The sequence below is a fragment of the Rhodanobacter sp. Root179 genome (assembly GCF_001428465.1).
In the GTDB taxonomy this organism is placed as follows: domain Bacteria; phylum Pseudomonadota; class Gammaproteobacteria; order Xanthomonadales; family Rhodanobacteraceae; genus Rhodanobacter.
Genome location: NZ_LMHR01000074.1, coordinates 1 through 23654, shown reverse-complemented (window position 1 = coordinate 23654; position 23654 = coordinate 1). Strand labels below are relative to the sequence as shown.

Annotated in this window: 12 protein-coding genes and 1 tRNA gene; 3 read left to right on the top strand and 10 right to left on the bottom strand. The window is 69.3% G+C overall.

The features are described from left to right. Positions 1-13: 13 nt before the first annotated feature. The 5 genes from recD to ASD82_RS08575 all read right to left on the bottom strand — a co-directional run bounded on the left by recD (position 14) and on the right by ASD82_RS08575 (position 11482). Complete coding sequence (recD, locus tag ASD82_RS08595; protein ID WP_056717419.1) at positions 14-1882, bottom strand: exodeoxyribonuclease V subunit alpha; 1869 nt, start codon at positions 1880-1882, stop codon at positions 14-16. Continuing rightward, a complete protein-coding gene (locus tag ASD82_RS08590; protein WP_056717418.1) occupies positions 1879-5502 on the bottom strand; it encodes a UvrD-helicase domain-containing protein in 3624 nt (1207 codons plus the stop codon). Before ASD82_RS08590 ends, recD begins: the two co-directional genes overlap by 4 nt. Continuing rightward, positions 5499-9164: an exodeoxyribonuclease V subunit gamma gene (gene recC, locus ASD82_RS08585; protein WP_056717417.1), complete on the bottom strand. Its 3666-nt coding sequence runs from the start codon at positions 9162-9164 to the stop codon at positions 5499-5501. The genes ASD82_RS08590 and recC overlap by 4 nt, the downstream gene beginning before the upstream one ends. Positions 9165-9342: 178 nt before the next feature. Continuing rightward, a tRNA-Arg gene (locus ASD82_RS08580) sits at positions 9343-9419 on the bottom strand. Positions 9420-9583: 164 nt separating this feature from the next. Further along, positions 9584-11482: a M61 family metallopeptidase gene (locus ASD82_RS08575; protein ID WP_056717416.1), complete on the bottom strand. Its 1899-nt coding sequence runs from the start codon at positions 11480-11482 to the stop codon at positions 9584-9586. Between the two features lie 290 nt (positions 11483-11772). Between ASD82_RS08575 and ASD82_RS08570 the strand changes: the two genes are divergently transcribed. Beyond that, positions 11773-12849 (top strand): GGDEF domain-containing protein, encoded by a 1077-nt coding sequence (locus ASD82_RS08570; RefSeq protein ID WP_056717415.1) that lies wholly within the window; start codon positions 11773-11775, stop codon positions 12847-12849. Positions 12850-12883: 34 nt separating this feature from the next. On the opposite strand, the gene ASD82_RS08565 is transcribed toward ASD82_RS08570, so the two are convergent. Next, positions 12884-14386, bottom strand: coding sequence for an amino acid permease (locus ASD82_RS08565; RefSeq protein WP_056717414.1), 1503 nt, complete (start codon positions 14384-14386; stop codon positions 12884-12886). Between the two features lie 197 nt (positions 14387-14583). On the opposite strand from ASD82_RS08565, the gene ASD82_RS08560 reads away from it, so the two are divergent. Continuing rightward, the gene (locus tag ASD82_RS08560; RefSeq protein WP_056717413.1) at positions 14584-17082 is read left to right on the top strand and encodes a TonB-dependent receptor; all 2499 of its coding nucleotides are present in this window, start codon (positions 14584-14586) and stop codon (positions 17080-17082) included. Between the two features lie 69 nt (positions 17083-17151). On the opposite strand, the gene ASD82_RS08555 is transcribed toward ASD82_RS08560, so the two are convergent. The 4 genes from ASD82_RS08555 to ASD82_RS08540 form a co-directional block, all read right to left on the bottom strand. Next, positions 17152-18420, bottom strand: a complete 1269-nt coding sequence (locus ASD82_RS08555) for a sterol desaturase family protein (protein WP_056717412.1) — start codon at positions 18418-18420, stop codon at positions 17152-17154. After that, on the bottom strand, positions 18417-19163 hold the full coding sequence (locus ASD82_RS08550) for a lysoplasmalogenase (RefSeq protein WP_056717456.1): 747 nt from the start codon (positions 19161-19163) through the stop codon (positions 18417-18419). Before ASD82_RS08550 ends, ASD82_RS08555 begins: the two co-directional genes overlap by 4 nt. An 84-nt stretch (positions 19164-19247) precedes the next feature. Further along, a complete protein-coding gene (locus ASD82_RS08545) occupies positions 19248-19505 on the bottom strand; it encodes a hypothetical protein (protein ID WP_235577699.1) in 258 nt (85 codons plus the stop codon). Positions 19506-19627: 122 nt separating this feature from the next. Continuing rightward, positions 19628-21340 (bottom strand): sulfatase-like hydrolase/transferase, encoded by a 1713-nt coding sequence (locus ASD82_RS08540; protein WP_056717411.1) that lies wholly within the window; start codon positions 21338-21340, stop codon positions 19628-19630. Between the two features lie 182 nt (positions 21341-21522). Between ASD82_RS08540 and ASD82_RS08535 the strand changes: the two genes are divergently transcribed. Next, complete coding sequence (locus tag ASD82_RS08535) at positions 21523-23550, top strand: bifunctional 2',3'-cyclic-nucleotide 2'-phosphodiesterase/3'-nucleotidase (protein ID WP_056717410.1); 2028 nt, start codon at positions 21523-21525, stop codon at positions 23548-23550. Positions 23551-23654: the final 104 nt, after the last annotated feature.

The window sequence follows — 23654 nt, the reverse complement described above, 5'->3', positions numbered from 1 at the left end:
TCGGCCGCGCGCGTCAGGCGATGCGCGCGGCCAGTCCGCTGGCACGACGCACCGGCGTGGCCAGCGCGGTGTCGCAGGCCGCGTCGGCAGCCCACAACTCGAGGCCCTGCCTGGCCCGCGACATGCCGGTGTACAGCAGCTGCCGCGACAGGATGCGGTGCTGCGGGTCCGGCGGCAGCAGCACGGCGACGTGGTCGTATTCGGAACCCTGGCTCTTGTGGATGGTCACCGCGAACGCGCCCTGGTGTTCGGGCAGGCCGGCCGGCGCAAAGCTGACGGCGCGGCGACCGACGTGATGGGCCGCGCCCACGGCCAGCGTCTCGCCATCGATCGCGGTGGCACCCTGCACGGTCACTTCGAACCAGATCGCCAGGTTGCCGTTTTCGTCGCGCAGGCACAGGCCCACGTCACCGTTGAACAGGCCGGCGGTGTAGTCGTTGCGGGTGATCATCACCGCGCGGCCGGGATACCACTGGTCATCCGGCGCCACGCCCAGGCGACCTTTCAGCCTGCGCTCGATGATCGCGTTGGCCGTCGCGGCGCCGAACTCGCCCTCGCGCAATGCGCACAGCAACTGGCGCTGGCGCAACGCATCCAGCGCCGCCAGCACGCCGCGCTGGTCGGCCTTTGCCACCACGTCGAGCGCGCCCGCCTCCTGCAGCGTCGTGGCCAGCGCCGTGCTCCAGCGCGCCAGCGCCCGGGCCAGATCCTGCGCGTCGGCCAGCGGGCGACGGAGCGCCTTGTCGCCGGCGGTGCGCCACGCGGCAGCGAACGCGTCCGCGTCGCCGCGGCGGATCGCCTCGTTGATCGGCACCAGTGACTGGTCGGCGCGGAAGCTGTGGCTCAGGCGCACCAGGTCCGGCGCATGTTCGGCTTCCATCGCGCCGACCAGGTCGAGCAGCACCGAACCGGTGCCGACCGAGGTGAGCTGGTCGGCGTCGCCGACCAGGATCAGCGCGGCGTCCTCGCGCAGCGCGTCGAGCAGGTTGCGCAGCATGGCCAGGTCGACCATCGAGGCCTCGTCCACGATCACGATGTCGGCGGGCACCGGGTTGTCGGCGTGGTGGACGAAACCGCCATGCCGGCCACGACTGCCCAGCAACCGATGCAGGGTGCTGGCCTCGGCGCCCAGCGCGCCGTCGAGTTGCGCCTGCCAGTCGAAATCGCGTGCGGCATCCGCGTGGGCGCGCATCCGTGCGACGCCGTCGCGCAGGGACTCGGACAGGCGTTGCGCGGCCTTGCCGGTGGGCGCGCCGATGCGGATCGTGGGCGCCGCCTGCATCCGCGCGGTGCGTTCCCTGATCAGCATCATCAGCATGCGCAGCACGGTGGTGGTCTTGCCGGTGCCGGGGCCGCCGGTCAGCACGAACAGGCGCTTGCCTGGTACCTGGGCGACGGCTTGGCGCTGCGGCTGCACCCGCTCGTCGGAGTCGCCATGGAACAGCGCGTCGATCGCCGCCGGATCGACCTCGCCGGCCGGCAGCGACGACGCGCGGCGCTGGCGCACATGCCGGGCGACGGCGGTTTCATGCAGGTAGTTGCGGCGCAGATAGAAGTGCGGCGGATCGAGCACGAAGGGCGTGCCGCCAGCGTCGCCGGCGCCAGCCAGCGCCACCATCGGCTCGGCGCGCAACGCGGCGATGTCCTCGTCCGAGCAAGCCCGCATGCCGTGGCGCGCCGCCGCCTCGCCATTCAGCAGCAGCGCGCTGTCGCCATGCCCTTCCGCATGGCTGGCCCAGCCGGCGATCCGCGCCAGCAACGGCGAGCCGCCGTGCGCCAGCACCCAGCGCGCCACCGTGGCGTCGAGCATGCGCCACGCGTCGGGCGGCGCAACGTCGCCGGCGAAGCGACGGAAGTGGTAACTGCGTGCGGGCGTGTTCATGCGACCTCCTCGCTGGCCGAGCCGGAGGCAAGCACCTCGCCGACCGCGTCGAGCAGGTCGGAAGAAAAGCGATGCCGCCAGATGCCCGCGTCGGGCGCCAGCCCCGCCGCGCGGATGAACAGGTAGACGCATTCGCCCAGCTGTTCTTCGCGGCGGTAGTCCGCGCCGAGTCGCTGGCGCAGGTAGCGATCCACGGCGACGGTGTAGAGCAGCGCCTGGAAGCGGTAGTGGCTGGCGTCCATCTGTGCGCGCAAGGCCTCGCCCGCGTAGTCGGCCAGGGTGTCGCCCAGGTAGTTGCCCTTGTAGTCGAGCACGTGATAACGCCCGTGGTGATGGAAGATCAGGTCGATCTTGCCGTTCATCAGGCCGCTCAGCACGCGCTGGCTGGCCGGCACCAGCTCGGCTTCGCCATGGGCGGCGCAGGCGGCGCGCAGGCGTGGCATCGACACGCGATCCAGCGCAAAGTGGAAGCCCATCTCGGCGCGCAGGTCGGCCGCGGCAAGGTCGGCCAGGCACAACGCGGGATACGCCGCGATGCCCAGCGGCGCGTCCAGCGCATCCTGGATGCGGCTGACCAGCAGGTCGACCAGGTCGGACTGCTCGATGTCCTTGCGCCGCACGCCGGCGTCGCGCAGGCACTGGGCGATCAACTCGCGTTGCGCCGACATCGGCGCGCCCACCTCGCGATGCTCGAACACCGCATGCACCGCGTTGCCGAAATCGGTGCCGCGCACCGCGGCCAGGGCGAGCAGGCCGGGATGGGCTTCCGCCGCCGCCATCGGGGAAGGCTGCTCGACCGCCGCCACGACGTCGGCATCGGCCAGCTCGACGTTGCCCGCTGCATCCTCGTCGCCGGCGGCGGCGCCGGGATTCACCGCGTCGCGATGCTCGCCCTGGGTCAGCGTGGTGAAGCTGTGCTTCGCCTCCAGCGGGCCGGAGCGCGGCGGCGGCAGTGCGCGCGCGTGACGCTCGATGGCAGGCGCGGCGACACCGCTGAAGTCGTGTCGCGCCAGCGGATGCCAGCCGTCGATCCAGCGGATATTCGACGTCTGCTCTCGCAGTTCGGCCGAATCCAGCGCGGGATCGATGCGCTCCAGCATCACGTCCAGCGCACTGCGCTTCGTGCCGCTGGCGGGCGTCTTGCTGCTGGCGCTGGCCGGCCGCTGCGGCGGCAAGGCGAACAGGTGACAGGCGTGGATGGCGCGGGTCAGCGCCACGTACAGCACGCGGAAACGTTCGTCCTGCAGGTCCTGCGCCTCGCGCGCCCTGGCCGCGGCGGAGAACTCGGCCAGGCGTTGCCCGCTGCGCGGATCGTTGACCACGTACATGCCGTCGCCCGGGCGTTCGCCGTGATTCCACATCAGCGGCAGGAACACGATGGGAAACTCCAGGCCCTTGCTCGCGTGCAGCGTCATCAGGCGCACCCGGGCGCTGTCCGATTCGATGCGCAGCTGCGCCGCGTCGGCGGCGTCGTTGTCGCTGGCCGCGCCATCCTCGCGGCACTGCTTCAGCCATGCCAGCAGTTCCTCGATGCCGGTGAGCTGCTCGCTCTGCGCCTGCAGCAATTCGCCGAGGTGGCGCAGGTCGGTCAGCACGCGCTCGCCGGCCATGGTCTGCAGGTAACGCGCGGCCAGGCGGTCGATCAGCTGGCCGACCACGTGCAGGATGCCCCGTTCGGCCCGCTGCTGGCTCCAGCTGCGGAAGGTATCCGCCACCGGTTGCCATTGCGCCACGTCGTCGCCCCAGCGCTGCAGCTCGCTGAAGCTGGCGCCCCACAGCCGCGTGGCCACCGCCGCCCGCAACGCGCCCAGTTCGGCGGGATGCGCGATCGCGTACAGCACGACCTGCAGCTCGCGGGCCACCTCGGTGTCGAACACACTGCTGCGCGAGGAAGTCACACAGGGCACGCCGCGTTCGCGCAGCGCATCGCGCAGGCTGATGATGTCGTTGCCGGTGGGCAGCAGCACGGCCAGGTCCGACGGCTGCACCGGTTCGCCGCCGATGCGATGCGTGCCCGACTGCAGCATGGCGGCGATCTGGTTCGCGCAGACCTCGAGCGCCTCGGCCCGACGCGCCGGCTGCGACGACGGCGGATCGCTGCGGTAGTGGATCACCAGCGGCGCGGTGCACGGTTCGCCATCGATCGTGTATGGCTGGCCGGCGCGCCGTTCGGTCCAGTTCACGCTTTCGTAGGCGATGCGACTCTCGCCCGCGGCGTCCAGCGCCGTGCCGCCCACCGCGTAGAACTGGTTGAAGGCCCGGACCAGGGCCGCGCTGGAACGATGGTTGGTGTCCAGCGTCAGCCGGCCCGTCGCGGCGACCGCCGAGGCGGCGCGCTGGTAGGCGTGGATGTCGCCGCCACGGAAGCGGTAGATCGCCTGTTTCGGATCGCCGATCATCACCAGCCGGCCGCGGGTGCCGCCGTCGCGCTCGCGGTAGATCGCATCGAGGATGCCGTACTGCTGGCCGTCGGTGTCCTGGAATTCGTCGACCAGGGCCACCGGCCACGCCTTGAACAGGGCATCGGCCAGCGGACGATCGCCGGCGCGCTCCGCTTCGCGGGCCAGCGCGTCGCCGACCGACTGGATCAGGCTGTCGAACGTCAGCTGGTGGCGCGCGGCGAGGCGCGAGCGCATTTCCGCCCGGGCCAGCGCGGCCAGCTCGTGCCAGAAGCCGGCGCGCAGGCTTTCGATGATTTCGGCGCAGCGCTCGGCGAACACCGCCAGCGCGAGCAGCTCACTGTTGTCCTTGCTGCCCTTGAGCACGCCGGTCAATGCCGTGGCTTCCTTCAGCCCAGCGCACGCCTTCGCGCCAGGCATGCGCGCGCGGTCGTCGAGGAAGTCGGCCAGCTCGCTCCAGTATCCCGGCAACAGCGAGCCCTTGCGGAAATGCGTGCCGTCGGCGACGGCGGCGCGCAGCCGCGCTGCCCACGCCGGGTCCAGCACGGCGTCGACCTCGGCTGCCGATGCCATCTTCACGCTGACGCCGGGCGCCAGGCAGACCTTCAGCCGCCGGGTGAGTCGTGCCAGGCTCAGCTCGTCGCCCGCCTGCGCGGCCAGCATCACCAGCGGGTCGTCGCCATCGGCCTGCTGCAGGCGCCGCCACAGGTCGGCGGCCACTTCGTCGAGCAGCGCTTCGCCGGGGACCATGTCGCCCATCACGAAGGCCACGCCGCAGGCGAACGGATGATCGGCCAGGATGCGCCGGCACAGGCTGTGCAGCGTGCTGACCGGCGCCACGTCCATCTCCGCCAGGGCCAGGCGCAGGCGCTGCAGATCGCGCACGCGCAGCTCGGCATCGCCCTGCCAGCGCGCGCGCAGCCATTGTCCGTCGCTGCCCTCGTCGCTGCCGGCGTCGTTCTCGCCGGCAAGGTTCTCGCTGGCGCGCAGCACCGCCCACTGCAACTTGCCACGCAGGCGTTCGCGCAGCTCCTGCGCGGCCGCGTCGGTGAACGTGGTCACCACGATCTGCCGCGGCGACAGCTGCCGCTCCAGCAGCAACCGCAGATACAGCACCGCGATGGTCCAGGTCTTGCCGGTGCCGGCGCTGGCCTCGATCAGGCTGCGCCCGCCATCGGCGAGGTCGAGGCTGCGCCAGTCGATGACCGCTGCCGTGCTCATGCCGACACCTCGACGCTGGCGTCGAAGCTGATGCAGCGATAAAGCGCCAGCGCAAATTCCGCCAGCGCGGCCAGCTCCGCGCTGCCCTCGGCGAAGTCCACCTCACCGGCCAGCAGGTGGCTGTAGCCGGGTGCATAGTCGCGTTCGCCCACGCCGCCATGACCGGCGATCCAGCTCGAACCGATGTCGATCCGCGCCGGCTCGTCGGCGGCCTCGACGTCACCCGAACGACTGGTGCGCTTCTTCGGATAGATGCGTTCGCTGATCGCCGCCCACGCCGACTTCGGGAAGTACCAGCGCGGCGCCGACTGCGCCTCGAACCACCAGCCCAGCAACCGTTGCAGGCGCCGTTCGAGTTCGCCGAGCAGCGCCGCGCGCCCGGCGTCATCGGCCGCCATGAAGCGTGCGTCCCAGTCGTTGATGCCGTCCTGCCAGGGGCGCTCGTCGCCGTCCAGCAGCGGACGCAGCCGCAGCGCGGGCAGCGTTCCGCCCGCGCGGGCGCTGTGCAGGCGCAGCAGCGCCCAGTCGAGGAACATCGGCACGCGCTCGCGGAAGCCCAGTTCCGCTTCCTTCTTCAGCCGGTCGCCGCTGCCGCCGAACACGCGCAGCAGTTGCCAGCATTCGCCGTCGTCGATGCCGCTGCGATGGACGTGGGTGACCTGGCCGGTCACGCGGTAGCCGCCGATCGGCACATCGATGCCGCAACTGCCACCGGCCGGCGCCGCGTGTTCGAAACCGGGCAGCTTCGCGGCTTCCTGCAGCAACAGGCCGACCACGGCGCTTTCCTGTTGCCAGGCCTGCTGGCCGGCCCGGCCCGGCGGCATCACGCCACCCAGGCGCAGCCAGTCCGGCGCGGTGGCCGGTGGCCACGCCGCGTGCGGCCAACCCGGCAGCGCGTCGTTGAAGAACAGCTTCCTGGCCACCGTGTCGAGCGCGGCGAACCGCGCCTCGATCGGTTCGTCCTGGGGCAGGCGATCGTCGGCGAGCGCGTCCAGGCTGACCTGCATGCGGTGTTCCAGCAGTTGCCTGGCGGGGTCGCGGTAGTACGCATGCAGTTCGCGCAGGGCGATCGTCGCGCCGGGGTCGATTCCCGCGGCGCCGCCGTGGTCGAGGAACGGCGCCACATCGGCCTGGTCGCCGCGGCCATGCATGCCGGCGAACAGCGCGTTGTAGGAGAACAGCCGTCCATCGCCGGCGTCGAAGTAGCGGCTGTCGAACGGCTGCAGCGGATGCCGCAGCAGCCACGGCCGGTCCGCCTCGTCGTCGTCGGGACGCAGCCCCGCGGCCGCATCCAGCACGGCCAGCAGTTCGGCCAGCGGCGGCGCCGGATTGCGTGGCTTGCCGTCCTTCACCCCTTCGCCGATGTAGCTCAGGTGCAGGCGTTCGCGCGCCGACATCAGGGTTTCCAGGAACAGGTAGCGATCGTCGCTGCGCACGTCGCGATCGCCCAGGCGGCGATAGCGCGCCATCAAATCCAGCCCCGCGTCGCTGCCCGAACGGGGGAAGTCGCCGTCGTTGAGGCCGAGCACCGCGACGACCTTGAACGGGATCGCGCGCTGCGGAACCATGCCGCAGAAGGTGACGCCGCCCATCAGGAAACGCTGCTGCTCGGGCACGGCGGACAGCCGCTCGACCAGCAGGTCGCGCACCACGCTGAAGTGCAGCAGCGGGTCCTCGCCGGCGGCCGCCGGCTCGCTGCCGAGGGTGCGGATGAAACCGAGCACCATCGCCTGCGCATCGCGGGCCGCCCGCTCCATCGGATCGATGCGGAACAGCGCCTCGAAGCGGCGCTCCAGTTCGCTCGCCCAGCTGCTGGCGCGGCGCGTTTCGGCGGACAGGTCGCACAGCGCCTGCACTTCCTGCAGCAGATGATCGAGCGCGCCCAGGTAGCCCGCGGCCGGGCCGTGGATGCCGGTGAGCGGCGCCAGCTCGGTGCCGTCGGGCAGATGCACCGACGGTTGCCGCTCGGCCTCGGCGGCGTCGGCCATCAGGTAGCCGGCCAGCATGCGATCCATCGCCCAGCCGAAGGTGTGCTCGGCGATCGGCGGCACGCCGAAGCGGGCGCGAAACGCGGGATCGAGCGCCCACGCCACCCGGCTGGCCTTCAGCCATTCGGCCAGCTCGTCCACGCCGGCCGCGTCCAGGCCCAGCCGTCGGCAGATTTCCGGCACCGCCAGCAGGTCCACCACCTCGGGCGCGGTGACCCGCGTGCCGGGCAGGTCCAGCAGTTTGCGGAACGCGCCGAACAACGAGTGACTGCGCGACACCGCCACGTCGGCCAGCTGGTACGGCAACAGCCCGCCGGCATGGCCGGCCACGCCGAACACCGCGGGAATCAGCGGCACGTATGCCTGGATGTCCGGCGCCATCACCACGATGTCGGCGGGACGGATCGGCTGGCCGTCGGCATCGGTACCGGCGATCGCATCCAGCAGCTGGTCGCGCAGCACCTCCAGTTCGCGCAGGCGGGTGTGGCAGCTGTGCACGCGCAGCGATGCGTCGGCGCGCGCGGCGCGATCGATCGGCGTGTCGAGCCGCACGTTCATCAGCGACGGATCGAGCGCGCGGATGCCCTGCTGCACGCGCTGCAGACGATTCATCCCGCGCAGCGCCTGCTCGTCTTCGCGATGGCGCACGTCGGACAACACGTCGCCCTCGCCCGCGGCGAGCTCCATGATGAAGTGCTGGCCCATGCGCCCCCAGCTGGCCAGCAGCGGATGCGCCTGGTCCGCCCAGTAGTCGTTGCCTTCGGCCGCGTCCAGCCGTGCCTGTTCCTCGGCGCCCTGCAGCCGCAGCGCGGGCAGCGTGCGGCCGAGCCCGCCCCAGTATTCGCGGCAGGGATCGGGCACGTACAACGCGACCAGCCGATGCCGCGCCACCGCGCGCAACACCGCCAGCTCGGACGGCGCCAGGTGGCTGACGCCGAACACGTGCAGCGCCTCGCCGCCGGCCCCGACGCGACCGAGCTGTTCGATCAGGTCGCCGACCACGTCGCCGCGATGCGCGCCCAGCCGGTCATGCAGGTGCTTCCACAGCGGCGCCAGCAGGCGCTGCTCGGTGGACGCCAGCACCGGCTCGGCGGCGTTTCCGGTCACCAGGCTGAAGTGGCCGCGTTCCCAGCCGCGCAACCAGTCCGGGCGATACACCAGGTATTGCGAGTAGATCCGCGCCAGCCGGTCGGCCAGCTGGAAGCGACGGCGCGCCTGATCCGCCACGCCGCCCGACGGATGCGTGCCGTCGGCGCGCAGGTAGCTGGTGACCCGCGCATCGCTGATGCCCAGCGCCGCCACGTCGCCACCCAGCACTTCATGGATGCTCCAGCGCAGGTGCTGGCGCTGGTAGCGCGGCAACGACACCGCGCGCTGGCCCAGCTGCTGCCGCGCCAGCCGATCGATCCACGGACTGGGCAGCAGGATGTCGAGGTTCGCGGCGATCCCGCCCGCGCCGTACTTGCGCGCCAGCGCCCCGTTCAACCAGTGCCGCATGCCCGGATGCGCCGCGATGATGGTCTGCGGCGCCAGCACGTTGTCCGGCTGGGTGACCGCCAGCAACTGCACCAGCGGATCGAGCAGCTTCTCCAGCCGACTCGCCCGATAGATCAGCAGCCCGGTGGTTTGCCGCTCCCCCTCCACCTCGCGAATTTCGCCACCTGCTGCCGTCACTGCCGTGCTCCCGGATGCTGCCGGATCATCCACGATCCATCCGCCCGATCTTCACCAGCGCCAGCGCGGATTGCAATGAGTGTCGCCAACAGCTTCGTCGCCCGCGCGACATGCGCGCCGGACGCCCGCAACGGCATCGCCGCGAGCACGCGGCGGAACGGAATGGTGGCAGGAAAAATGGTGCGCCTGGCGGGATTCGAACCCACGACCCCTGCCTTCGGAGGGCAGTACTCTATCCAGCTGAGCTACAGGCGCATGTGTGGCCGCGCGGGGCGGTGGCCCGCGGGGAGCGCAGTATAGCCGAGTTGCCGCGGGCGGGCATGCGCGGCCACCTGCGCTTCCCTCACCTCGCTCCTCTCCCACCAGTGGGAGAGGAGGCGAACAAGGGAAGCGCGGTGCCTGATGAGGCCGGAACGGCCTCAGCGGGCCTTGAGCAGGGTGCTCAGGGTGTCCGGCTTGCTGGTGTCGCGCACCAGGTGCGGGTACTTCAGGCCGTCGTGGTAGTCGATGCGGATGGTCTGGTACTGGTCGAAGTTCTTCACCAGCAGCTCGACCGGCAGGCTCTTGTCCTTGGCCGAGGCGGTGACCGCGTCCTTCAGCGCATCGGCGTCGTAGTCGTGGCCGTTCACCGCGATCACGCTCATGGCCGGCGAAATGCCGGCCTTGAACGCGGGGCCGTCCCACAGCACGTCGCCGATGCTGCCGTCCTTGCCCACCGACAGGCCCAGCGAGTAGGTGAGGTCGGCGGAATGACGGCGGGCCTCGATGGCCTTCACCGCGGCGGACGGCTTGTCGGTGTAGGTCAGCTTCCAGCCGTGGGCTTCGACGCCGCCGATCAGCGGGCCGTGGCCGTCCAGGCGGGTGCGCAGGTAGCTGGCCCAGTCGAACGGCTGGATGTCGTTGAGCGTCTTCACCACGTCTTCGAAGGTGTAGGGGTTCACGGCCCACTCGCCGTTGTCCATGCCGAAGAACGCCTTGCCGAAGTCGTCGATGGAATGCTTGCCCTTGCTGAGGTCACGCAGCTTGGCGTCGACGTCGAGCCAGATCATCTGGCCGGCCGAGTAGTAGTCCTCGCTGCCCTGGTAGTTGCGGTAGGGCAGCGGCGCGCGCTGGGCGATGATCGGGTCGTTGGTGGTGTCCTGCACGTTGCGCCAGCTGGCCAGGCCGGGGCGACCGCGGTCGTAGGTGGCGGCCACGAAGGCCAGCATGTCGCGCGCCTGCTCCTCGTTCCACAGGCCCGAGCGGGTGGCCATCACGTGACCCCAGAACTGGGTCTGGCCTTCGTACACCCACAGCAGCGAATCCTGCATCGGCACGTTGAAGTTCACCGTGGTGAGGTCGGCGCCACGGCGGTACTTGCCGTCCCACGAGTGGTTGTATTCGTGGGCCAGCAGGTCGCGGCCCAGCGCGCCCTTTTCCCACTCGGTGAAGTAGCCGGTGCCCACGCCGTTCTCGCTGGAACGATGGTGCTCCAGGCCCTGCCCGCTCATCTTGTCGCTGAGCGAAAGCAGGAAGTCGTAGTGGTTGTAGTGGTGGGCGCCGTACATCTTGTACATCTGCTGCACCAGATTGCGATGCAGCTTGATCTGCTCGGGCGTCACTTCCAGGTACTTCGCCGCGTCGGCCACGACGTTCAGATGCACCGGCGCCTTGGCGCCCGGATCGAGGTCGATGCGCTTGAAATACTTGCCGGCGAAGATCGGCGAGTCGACCAGGTCGTTGTACGCGATCGGCTTGAAGTGCACGGTGTCGCCATCGCGCGAGGCCACTTCAAGCGCGGTGCCGAACTGCCAGCCGGCGGGGAACTTCACGCTGGTCTCGGCCATGATGCGCTTGGCATAGTAGCCGGCCGGGTAGATGGTGTTGGCGTTCCACTGCAGGTTCAGCATTTCCGGCGTCATCACCACGCGCCCCTCGCTCTTGCTCTGCGGCGAGAGGAACTCGAACGACACCTCCACGTTGCTGGCGCCGGCGGGCACGTCGACGTGGAAGGCGTAGACGTTCAGCGGGTCGCGCTTCCACGGCAGGGTCTTGCCGTTGGCGGTCACCACCAGGCCGGCCAGCTTGTCGATCGGGCCGCTGGGCGAATGGTGGCCGGGCAGCCACTGCGGATACAGCAGGGTCAGCGGGCCTGGCTGGGCCGGGATCACCTCGTGCACGCGGAAGATCCGGCGCGCCAGGTCGGTGGCGTCCACATTGACCTTCAAGGTGCCCTGAAACGGCACATCCTGCGGCGCCGGGACATCGGCAAACGCGGCAAAACTGGCCAGGCCGAAGCTGGCGGCGACGAGGGCGGAAGCGAGGCGGGTGACTTTCAATGCGTTCTCCGGATGGAAAAGGGGGAGCCTGGCGAACGCTGCCGCGCCTGCCGAAAAATCACGACATGACGCGGCTCGGGCCAGACGGGGCCCGGGAATCCCTGCAACGGGAAGTTGTCATGGCAGGAGTCCAGACCCCGATGCTAGACCGGCCGCGACCGCCTTCACCCCTGCCGAAGGTCACGACCAGCGCGGCCGGCCATGCCGCGTCCCCGCGCTCGTGCCGAATCTGGCACCCATCTTGCTGCGCACCACGCTGAACTCTTCCGGCTTCACCGCTCAGGAACCCCATGCACGACCTGCTCGACCAACTTCCGCGCCACGACGACAGCCTGCAGCAGCGCGACTACCGCAGGTACCTCGCGCAGCGGATGGGGCCGATGATCCATGCCCTGATGCTGGTGGCCACCTTGGTCTACCTGGTCGCCGTGCTGGCCAGCAGCGTGCTGCAGAGGCCGCTCCTGTCCGTCTGGCTGCGCGCGTTGCCGCTGTTGCCGCTGGCGCTGGTGACGCTGTCCACCCGGCAGGCGCGCCGGCCACACCTGCTCAGCGCGCTGACCCTGCTGTTCGTGGTGCTGCTGGAGGTGAGCATCAACCTCAACACGTTCGGCAACCCGCATCGGCAGACGATGGTGTTGCCGGGCCTGCTGTTGCCCGTGGTCTCGTCGGTGATCTGGCTCGGTCGCTGGGATTTCGTCGCCGGCATGATCGTCTGCGCGCTGGGCCCGCTGCCGATGCTGCTGCTGGGCAACAGCGACGACGTGCAGGTGTTGCAGTACGTGATCTACATGGCGGTGGCGATCGTGCTGGCCGCGGTGCTGCGCGCGTTCATGGCGCGCACGCTGTTCGAGCAGTTCCGGCTGGAGCGCCGCCTGCGCGAGCAGGCCAATACCGACGGGCTGACCGGGCTGCTGCTGCGCAACCGCTTCCTGCAGCTGTCGCGGCTGGCGCTGGCCGACATCCGGCATCGCAAGCTGCCCGCGTGCGTGCTCTACCTCGACGCCGACCACTTCAAGCCGCTCAACGACGACTTTGGCCACGCCGCCGGCGACGCCGCGCTGATCGCGATGGCCGGCACGATGCGTCGGCAGATGCGTCCGGACGACCTGATCGGGCGCATCGGCGGCGAGGAATTCGCGATGCTGATGCCCGGCCTCGACCTGGCCCAGGCGACCCAGCGGGCCGAGCAGTTGCGGCTGGCGATCCACGCCATCCAGCGCCCCGACGGACGCATGAGCGTCAGTATCGGCGTGGTCGAATGCCGGCCGGACGACGAGGCGATCGAGACCCTGCTGATCCGCGCCGACCGCGCGATGCGCCAGGCCAAGCGCGCCGGCCGCGACCGCGTGGCCAGCGCGGTCGACTGAGCGACGGCGCTGGCGCCCGCTCGGCCTGCCGTGATCAGCCGGCCATCTTGCTGCGGCGGATGCCGTAGGCGAAATAGACCACGCAACCCAGCGCCATCCAGATGATGAAGCGCTCGTAGGTGATCCACGGCAGGCCGTAGATCAGCGCCGCGGAAAACAGGATGCCCAGCGGCGCGGTGAACCACACCGCCGGCGTGCGGAAGTTGCGCTGCAGGTCCGGCCGGCGCACGCGCAGCAGCATGATCGACGCGCAGATGATGATGAAGGCGCTGAGCGTGCCGATGTTGACCAGCTCGGCCACCTCGCCGATCGGCAGCAGGCCGGCGACCAGCGCGGTGAACACGCCGATGATCAGGGTCGGCCGCGCCGGCGTGCCAAAGCGCGGGCTGACCTTGGCGAACCAGGCCGGCAGCAGGCCGTCGCGGGCCAGCGCGAACCAGATCCGCGCCGCGCCCAGCATGAAGGCGAACAGCACGCTGGTGACGCCGATCACCGCCGCCGCCGCGATGGTCACGCTGAGCCAGTGCAGGCCGATCTGTTCGAACGCGTCGGACACCGACGCCTCGCCGCCGAGGTTGCTGTAGTGGGTGATGCCGGTGAGCACCAGCGACACCGCGATGTACAGCACCATCGCGATCGCCAGCGACAGCAGCACCGCGCGCGGCAGGTCGCGCTGCGGGTGCTTCGATTCCTCCGCCGCGGTGGTCAGCGTGTCGTAGCCGAACACCGCGAAGAACACCACGCTGGCCCCGGTCAGCACGCCCGACCAGCCGAAGTGGCCGACCCCGGTGGCGGCGTCGACCACGCGGGCGGGCACGAACGGCTGCCAGTTCGCCGGGTCGATGTAGAACACGCCGACCAGCACCACCAGCAGCACGCCGATCACCTTGATCGCCACCACCAGGGTGTTGAAGCGCGCGCCCCACTCGGTGCGCACGGTCAACAGGATCGCCACGCCAATCGACACCGCCGCCGCGATCACGTTGAAGCGATGGCCGTCGCTGGGCCCGGCGATCGCCGCCGAGCCGTGCAGGCCGAACAGCTGCTGCAGGTAATACTGCATGGTCTGCGCGCTCATGCTCTGCTGCGCCCACTCGGGCAGGTGCACGCCGAATAGCGATGAAAGCAGCACCTGCACGTAGCCGGACCAGCCGATCGCCACCACCGCGACCACCAGCGCGTATTCCAGCAGCAGGTCCCAGCCGATGATCCACGCGGCGAATTCGCCGAGCACCGCGTAGCCGTAGGTGTAGGCGCTGCCGGTGACCGGGATCAGCCCGGCGAACTCGGCGTAGCACAACGCGGCGCAGGCGCTGCCGAAGCCGGCGATCAGGAAGCTGATCGCCACCGCGGGGCCCGCGTTCATCGCCGCCTGCTGGCCGGCCAGCACGAAGATGCCCACGCCGATGATGCCGCCGATGCCGATTGCGGTGAGCTGCCACAAGCCCAGCACCCGGCGGAAGTCGCTGCGGGTGCCGGCTTCGGCCTGCAACTGTTCGATCGTCTTGTGCCGCACCAGCTTGCCGAGGAAACCCATTGCACACCCCTGATCGCATGACCGCCGGAAACCAGCGGCGATCATAGCGAATACCGCCCATCGTGTTGGCCCGTGCGCGACATGTTGCGCTGCACCTGTACACCTGCGCTCGACGCGGGCGAACATGCTTCCACGCATCCACGACCGGCCCGCGAGCGGGCGGCGAGGGAGGCGACCACGACCCGGGGAATACATCCATGCTCATCCGCACCCATCGTCTGGCTGCCGGCATCGCCTGCGCCCTGCTTGCCGGCACGCTCGGCGTGTCGTCCAACGCCTCGGCGCAGGACACCAGCCCGCCGCCGGCAGCGACCACCACGAATGCCACCGAGCTGGGCAAGATCACGGTGACCGCGCAGAGCCGCACGCAGGAAGTGCAGGACGTGCCGATCGCGATGGACATCGTCACCGCGAAGCAGCTCGACATCATCGCCGCCACCGACCTCAGCCAGACCAACCTGTTCGTGCCCGGCGTGGTGGTCGACGGCAGCGACCCGACCCAGCCGACCTACCGGATGCGCGGCATCGAGACCAACGACTTCGGCATCGGCACCGACTCGGCCGTGGGCGTCTACGTCAACGGCGTCTACCAGACGCGCTCCGGCGGCGCGCTGATGGCGCTCAACGACGTGGCCCGGGTCGAGGTGCTGAAAGGCCCCCAGGGCACCCTGTTCGGCCGCAATACCGCCGCCGGCGCGATCTCGATCGTCACCAACGAACCGACCGACAAGCTCGAGGGCAAGGCGCGCGTCCGCTACGGCGAATACGGCAAGCGCTACGGCGACGCCCTGCTCAACGTGCCGGTGAACCAGGACCTTGCCGTGCGGATGAGCTTCCTGGACAACCAGAGCAACGGCTATCTCAGGGATGCCGTCACCGGCCAGCACTACGGCAAGGACGACGAATGGGGCGCACGGATGGTGGCGCGCTGGCAGGTCACGCCCGACAGCACCGTGCACCTGTCGTGGGACCACGATCGCCTGAAGCAGCCTTCGCGCATGGACGTGGGCCTGATCCCGCTGTCCTCCACCGACCTGTACCAGCGCGCGCCGTTCCCGGCCGACCCGTCGACCTACTACGACCCGCGCCACGCGCCGTTCTTCAACGACAGCGACGGCGGCCGCGAACGACGCCAGTACAACGGCTGGACCCTGGCCTTCGACCACGGCTTCGACTGGGGTGGCTTCAGCTCGACCACCAACTACGCGGCCTACAACATCTCGCACGTCGAGGACGGCGACGGCACCAACCACGTCACCACCCACCTCGACACCGGCGTGATCAGCGAGGGGCGCACGCTGTACCAGGAGTTCAAGCTCAACGGCAGCAACGAGCGGGTCGACTGGGTCGCCGGCGCCAGCTATTACATGGAACGCGCGAAACAGACCAGCCTGGCTACGGTGAACACCGACACCTACGACACGCTGGCGATCAACAGCGGCCTCGGCGCCAACTTCACCCCGGACGGCACGCTGTTCCACTACTTCGACTCGCTGCTGCAGGCGTTCAACCTGCCCTACCGCCTGCTCGGCGATCCGTGGACCGAGACGATCAGCAACAACGGCCACTTCAATTCGTACGCGGTGTACGGCGATGCGATCTGGCACGTCACCGACAAGCTCAACATCACCACCGGCCTGCGCTACACCCACGACCGCAAGTATTTCGACTGGTACACGCCGGTGCGCTACGCGCCCCAGCTCGACGCGACGGTCGACCAGCTCGACGCGGCCGGCATCCTGGCGCTGGCACCGCTGCTCACCGGCGGCGCGCTGAGTGCCGACGCCCTGCGCGCCATCCTCACCCAGAACCAGATCTTCCCCAACGCGGTGGGCCAGCTGGTCAGCAAGGACAACAGCTGGAACGACCTGAGCCCGCGGCTGGTCGCCGACTACAAGTTCACCCCGGACACGATGGGTTATTTGTCGCTGGCCCGGGGCTACAAGGCCGGCGGCTACAACGGCACCGAGCCCGGCTCGCAGTTCCAGCCGGAGAAAGTGTGGAACGCCGAGCTCGGCCTCAAGAGCACCTTCCCCGACCAGCACCTGCTGTTGAATGCCTCGATCTACCACTACCGCTACACCGACAAGCAGACCCTGGTGGTGGTGCCGTCCACCGACGGCCTCGGCGTGCCGACCTACCAGGTCAGCAACACCAGCCAGGACGCCACCGGCGTGGACCTGCAGGTGCAGTGGGTGCCGCTGGACGATCTGCGGCTGGGCTTCAACGGCAGCTACATCGACTCGAAATACTCCACCGCACGCGTGCCGGCCGGCGTCGACACCAACGGCGATGCGCTCTACCTGGATGTCTCCGGCCAGCCGGTGGACGAGCCGAAGTTCTCCTACAGCCTCAGCGGCGACTACACCTGGCACGGCGTGGCCCAGGGCGAGCTGAGCTTCCACGCCAACTACGGCTATCGCGGACGCATGCGCTGCAACGACGCCTCGGTCTACCAGGGCAAGTGCGCCCTGCCGACCAACTTCGACCTGGGCGAACCGCAGCAGCGCACCGACCTGCGCCTCGACTGGAACGCGGCGAACGGCCGCTGGGGTCTCGGCGCCTACGTGCAGAACCTGTTCGACAAGCAGTACGTCAGCGGCCTGGGCACGATCTCGCAATCCGTGCTGGGCACGCCGTACGCCTACGTCACGCCGCCACGGATGTGGGGCGTGGAAGCGCGCGTGAAGTTCTGACCGACCCGCCGTCGCTCCCCTGCCCGCAGGGGAGCTGCCCGGAGGGCTGAGGGGTGCTCTTGAGAGGCGTCAGCCCGGCGCGACGTCGTGATGCAGCGAAGACGACGGGCGCAGCCCGCCCAGCCAGGGCAGCACCAGCGCGCTGAGCCCGAACACCACGGCGATGGCCAGGGCGATATGGCCGTCCAGATGGCCAATCCCGAACCAGCGCCCGCTGAGCAGCGGCACGGCGGCCGTCGCCAGCACGCGGATGCCCTCGGCCCAAGCCGCCCAACGCCGGCCTTCCATCAACGCACCGATCACGCACAGGCTGACGACCAGATACAGCGCGTACAGCAGCAGGGCGGAAAAACCGGCGCTGCCGGCCATGCCGAGGAACTGCGTGGCCATGCCCAGCAGCAGGGCGAACTGCAGCAGCACGTAGAGTTTCAGCGGCCACGACAGCGGCGGATCGAAACGCTCGGTGGGCATGGTGAAATCGGGCTTGGGGAAACGCGCCGCCACGTCGGCCGGACGCCAGCCCGGCGGCTTGATCCACACCAGCAGCTTGTCGCGCCAGCGCTTCGCATGCCAGGCGTCCTGCGCGGTCTTCCAGTACACCTCGGCGTTCGCCCACAGCGGGTTCCAGCTGCGCAGCGGGGAACGCGTGCCGTAGACCGGCTTGTCGCTGTCGTCCTCCTCGACGAAGGTGCCGAACAGGCGATCCCACACGATCAGGATGCCGCCGTAGTTGCGGTCCAGGTAGCGATCGTTCACCGCGTGATGGGCGCGATGGTTGGACGGCGAACAGAACACCCGGTCGAACCAGCCGAGCCGGCCGATCTGTTCGGTGTGCACCCAGAACTGGTACAGCAGGTCGATCAGCGCCACCACCACGAACACCTTCAGCGGCACGCCGACGATCGCCATCGGCAGGTAGAACACCCAGCCCAGCAGCGCGCCGCTGCCGGTCTGGCGCAGCGCGGTGGACAGGTTGTAATGCTCGCTCTGGTGATGCACCACGTGGGCGGCCCACAGGATGTTCACCTCGTGGCCCATCCGGTGCAGCCAGTAGTAGCAGAAGTCGTAGAACAGCAGCGCGCCGGCCCACACCCACAGGCTGTTCTCCGGCAGCGCGAACAGCGCCAGGTGTTCGACGCACCAGGCATAGATGCCGATGGTCACCAGCTTGGTGAACACGCCGACCAGCTGCGAGATCACGCCCAGCCCGATGCTGTTGATCGCATCGTTGGCGGCGTACGCCTGCCGGCCGCGCAGTTTCGCCACCAGCAATTCGATGCCGATCAGCAGGAAGAAGACCGGTGTGGCCCAGGTGATGATGAGTTCCTGCGTATTCACTTCGCCGCCTCTGTCACGATCGGGGACCCGACCCGCTGCACCGAGCGCGCGATCCACCACAGCGCCAGATAATACGCCGCCAGCACCCACAGGCTGGACCACGGCAGCGGACCGTCGAAGCGGTTCCAGGCCAGCAGGCAATCGCTGAGCATGAAGGTCAGGCCGCCGATCGCCGCCAGCCGCGCCGCCGGCGCCTGCGGGTCGCCGCGTTGGGCCAGCACCCGTGCGCGCACCAGCGCCTGGCCGCCCATGCTGGCCAGCACCACCACGTAGACGATCACCGGAATGCGCAGCGCCGGCCCGATCGCGTCCCACAGCAGGACCATGTTCACCGCGCCGAAACCCAGCGTGGCCAGCAGCAGCCACGGCCGCGCGGCGAAGCGGCAGTCGCCGGTGAACGCGGCGATGAAACACAGGTGGCCGCACAGGAAGGCCAGCAGCCCCGGCACGAACAGGTCGCCCGGCAGCATCAGCAGGACGTCGCCCAGCAGCGAGCAGGCGATGCCGGCAAGCACCAGCCGCCGGTAGCGCGGCGATTGCGCCGGCCGCGACTGCCAGGCCAGCACGAAGATCAGCACGGTGGCCAGCGGCTTGCCCAGCCAGTGCAGCCAGTGCCACGCCGGCGACGGATGGCTGGCCGCGAGCAGCGCGCCGGCGATGGCGGCGGATGCCGCCAGCAGGATGGCCACCGCCAGTCCTCGCGGGTAGCGTGGCGTGGCGGTATCGAAGGCAAGAACGGACATGCGCATCCCCGTTGACGACTGCCGTCGATCATAGCCGGACGCCGCCACCTGTCGGCCAGGCTTGAGCGACAGGGTCGACCCCGCTCAGCGCGGCGCGGGTGCCCGTCGGCGCGGGCTGCCGTACATCTCGCGGTAGACCTCGCTGATCCGGGCCTCCAGCGTGCCGCCCTGACGCGCTTGGCTGAAGGCCTCGTTCAATTGTTTCTCGGCCACATGCAGATGACGCAGGAAATGGCGCTCGTCGCCGGACAGCCCGCACTCGGCCATCTGCTGTTCCAGCGTGGGGTCGACGGGCGGGTCAGCGGGGGTGGGAGTCGGGGGCGGTGGCAGGCGATCTTTCATGCCGGAAACAAAGCAAGACACTTGCCATTCAGCTTTCCGCCGCGACGCCGCTCCGCTGCGTCAGACAGCACCGGCGCAGGCCGGCGCCGCGACGGATGGGCGACGCAAACTGCCCCCGGGTGTCACTGATAGACGTGCAGCCGGTTGATCGTCCAGGCGTGGTACGAGTCCAGCACGCCGGGGATCGCGCAGTCGTCGTACAGGCCGCTGCAGCGCGTGCGCAATTCGCGCGACGCGGTGAAGTACGCATCGGTGGGCACGCCGGCCGCCTGCAGCACCATGCCGGGCAGGAAGGCGATGTCGAGCATCGGATACGACGGCAACGGCGTCCCGGCGAAATTGCTCTTCACCATGTAGTAGGTGAGGTAGTCGCGATACGGCGCCAGCGCCGGCGGCGTGCTCCGCTCCAGCTTGCGGATGCCGCCGTTGAACGAGGGCTGGTGATCGCCGAAGTGCACCAGCACGGTTGGCTGTGGGCGGTCGAGGAAGGCGCGCTCGAGCCCGCGCATCGCCACGTCCGAATCGTGCAGCCGCGACAGGTAGGTGTCGAAGTTCAGCGCCATGCCCGGCGCAAGCCCGCGCAGCAGGTTGCGGTAGGGCGCGGGCAGCTTGTCCATCGGCTGGTGGTCGTGCGGGCCGTGCTGGTTCAAGGTCAGGATCATGATGAACACCGGTTGCCCCGGCTTCCTGAGCTTGTCGTAGATGCGTTTGGCCGCGGCGAACATCTGCGCGTCGCTTTCCTCCCATTCCTCCAGGCCCAGTTCGTCGGCGCCGAACAGATGATCGAAGCCGTAGGCGCGGTACGCATTGTCGCCGTTGATGAAGCTGGCGGCGGTGGGATACACGCCGATGGTGAGGTAGCCGAGCCGGCGCAGCTGCAGCGCCAGCGCATCGTGCACGTTGGGCGCCAGCACGTAGGGCGCATACATGCCGCCGGAGCCGAAGATGTCCTGCGGCATGCCGGTCAGCGCGGCGAACTCGCTGACCCAGGTGCCGCCGCCGAAGGTATGCACGCGCAGCACGCCGTGCCCCCGCGTGCGCGCATCGGGCTGGAACATCGCCGCCCGGCATGCCGGCACGTTGCAGTTGGTGTAGTTCGACGGGTCGAAGGTGCTTTCCTCCAGCACCTGCACGATGTCCGGATACGGCGGCGGCCGGCTGGCCGGCGTGCCCGACGCGGTGGCGCCCCAGTCGCGCTCGGCCACCTCGTCGCTGGCCATCGGCGGCAACTGCACGTCGGCGTCGCGCAGGTTCACGAAGAAGTTGGTCAGCTGTGCGTCGTCGGACATCTTCTGCCACGCATTGCGCGAATGCGCCCGGGCGAACGGCCCGGCCGGCAGCATGCACAGCCAGAAACCCAGCGCGCACGCCGCGATCCCGCCCAGCCGGATCGGCATCGCCCGCGACGCACGCAGGCTGGCCAGCAGGCGCCAGTCCCAGCGCCACACCAGGTACAGCAGCGGCGGCAGCAGCAGGCACAGCGCGATGCCCACGGTGTACAGATGCGGGTAGTGGCGCAAGGTGTCGAGCAGGCTGGTGCGCACGTAGTAGATGAAGTCCGACGGCATCAGCTGCGAATCAAGGTAGCGCAGCTTCAGCACCGCCACCGACTTCAGCAGCAGGAACAGCCCGCCGCCCACCACCAGGCCGCTGGCAAAACGCCCGAACGCCAGCAGCAGCACGCCGCAGCTGCACAGCATCAGGGCCATGATGAAGGCCCGCTGCAGCGGCAGCGGTTCCTGCCACGCCGTCAGCGCGATGCAGCCGCCCAGAAACGCCAGCGCGCACAACACCACCACACCGGCTCGCGATGGGCGCAAAGATAGTCGACGCATGCCTGGTCAGTCCCCCTGTAGGACCCTTGTCACTGGGTTGTCATCTTACGGTCTTGGCCACCGCGCTGCGCGGCGGCGCACTCGCACCGGAACGGAGCCATTCATCGGCCCCGGCGCGCATCCGGCCATGCCGATCTGCTAGTTTCTGCGGCCTGACCCAAGCTCCCGTCCCCGGAATCCCCATGTCGTCACGCCTGTTGCGCTCCACCACTCCCCTGCTCGCCCTCGCCGGCGCCCTGCTCGCCGGCTGCGCCGGCCTGCCCTGGCAGGGCAGCGCGCTGGCCGACGGTTCGCGCGCCAACGTGGCCATCCTGGAAACCACCGACATCCATTCGAACGTGCTCAGCTACGACTACTACAAGCTGAAGCCGGACGAGTCACTGGGCTACGAACGCACCGCTACGCTGATCCGCCGCGCCCGCGCCGAGTTTCCCAACACCTTCCTGTTCGACAGCGGCGACACCATCCAGGGCAGCGTGCTGGCCGACTACCAGGCGCTGGTGAAGCCGGTCGGCTGCACGCAGGAACTGGCCGTCTACCAGGCGATGGACGCGATGGGCTACGACGGCGGCACCGCGGGCAACCACGAGTTCAACTACGGCCTGGGCTTCCTGTCGCAGGTCACCGGCACGCCGATGAACGTGGACGGCGGCCACGACAACCGCTGCGCCGGCCCGCACTTCCCGCTGGTGCTTGCCAACGTCTACAGCGCGCGCGACGGCAAGCCGATCTTCAGGCCGTGGACCGTGGTGACGAAAACCATCAGCGCCTACACCCCGGACGGCAGCCGCATCGAGGCGCCGCTGAAGGTGGGCATCATCGGCTTCACCCCGCCGCCGATCATGGACTGGGACAAGCAGAACCTGGCCGGCAAGGTCACCGTCAGCGGTGTCGTCGAGGCAGCGCAGAAATACCTGCCCGAGCTCAAGGCGCAGCATCCCGACCTGATCGTGGCGATCCTGCACGGCGGCCTCAACACCGCGCCGTACACCCCGCAGATGGAAAACGCGGGCTGGTACCTGGCCGGCGTGCCCGGCATCGACGCCCTGCTGCTCGGCCACTCGCACACCGAATTCCCCGGCCCGCACTACGCCGGCATGAAGGACGTCGATGCGAAGCGCGGCCTGGTCCGCGGCGTGCCCACGGTGATGGGCGGCTTCTTCGGCAAGGACCTGGGCGTGATCCGGCTGGTGCTGGATCGCCAGGGCGGCCGCTGGGTGGTCGACCGCGACGAAAGCCACAGCGAAGTACGCCCGATCTGCAGCAAGTCAGGCAGCCCGAACAAGTCGGGCTCGCAAGCTGTCGAGTGCGTGCCGGCCGATCCGGCCATCGCGCCGCTGGTGCAGCAGGCCCATGAAGCGGCCATCGCCTACGTCAACACGCCGATCGGCAACAGCAGCGTGCAAATGAGCAGCTACTTCGCCGACGAGGGCAACATGAGCGCACTGGCGCCGGTCAACGCCGCCCAGGCCGACTACGTGCGCACTGAACTTCCCCGCTCGCACCCCGAGCTGGCCGACGTGCCGGTGCTGTCCGCCGCCGCCGCCTTCCGCACCGGCTTCGGCGGCCCCGACGATTACACCGACGTCGCCGCCGGCCCGCTCACCCTGCGCAGCGCCGCCGACCTGTACTTCTATCCGAACACCCTGGCCGCGGTGAAAACCGACGGCGCCGGCCTCAAGGCCTGGCTGGAAAAATCCGCCGGCCGCTTCAACCGCATCGACCCGGCCAAAACCGGCGAGCAGCAGCTGATCAGCAGCCGCTTCGTCGGCTACAACTTCGACCAGATCCAGGGCGGCATCCATTACGTGATCGACGTGTCGAAACCGGTCGGCCAGCGCATCACCACGCTGAGCTACCAGGGCAAGCCGGTGGCGCCGAGCGACCCGTTCATCATCGTCACCAACAACTACCGCGCCAGCGGCGGCGGCCACTTCCCCGGCCTCGACGGCAGCAACATCGTGCTCACCGCACCCGACGGCACCCGCGAGATCCTGGCGAAGTGGATCGAGCACAAGCAGCAGATCAGCGCCGCCAACCTCGAACCCGCATCCTGGAATTTCGCGCCGCTGAAAGTGCGCGGCCCGGTCGTGTTCACCGGCGCCGCCAACAAGCTCGACGTGGCGAAGGCCGCCGGCCTGGACAACATCCGGCAGCTGAAGGACAACGGGGATGGCACGGCGATTTACGCGCTTGATCTGGCGCATTGAGCGCCGCGGTTTCGTGGGGCGGGCACTACCCGTCGCCCTGACTTTCTGCTGAGTTCTGGAACGCATCAAGAGCAAGAGCTTTCGTCCTCCTTCGGAGGGCGAGG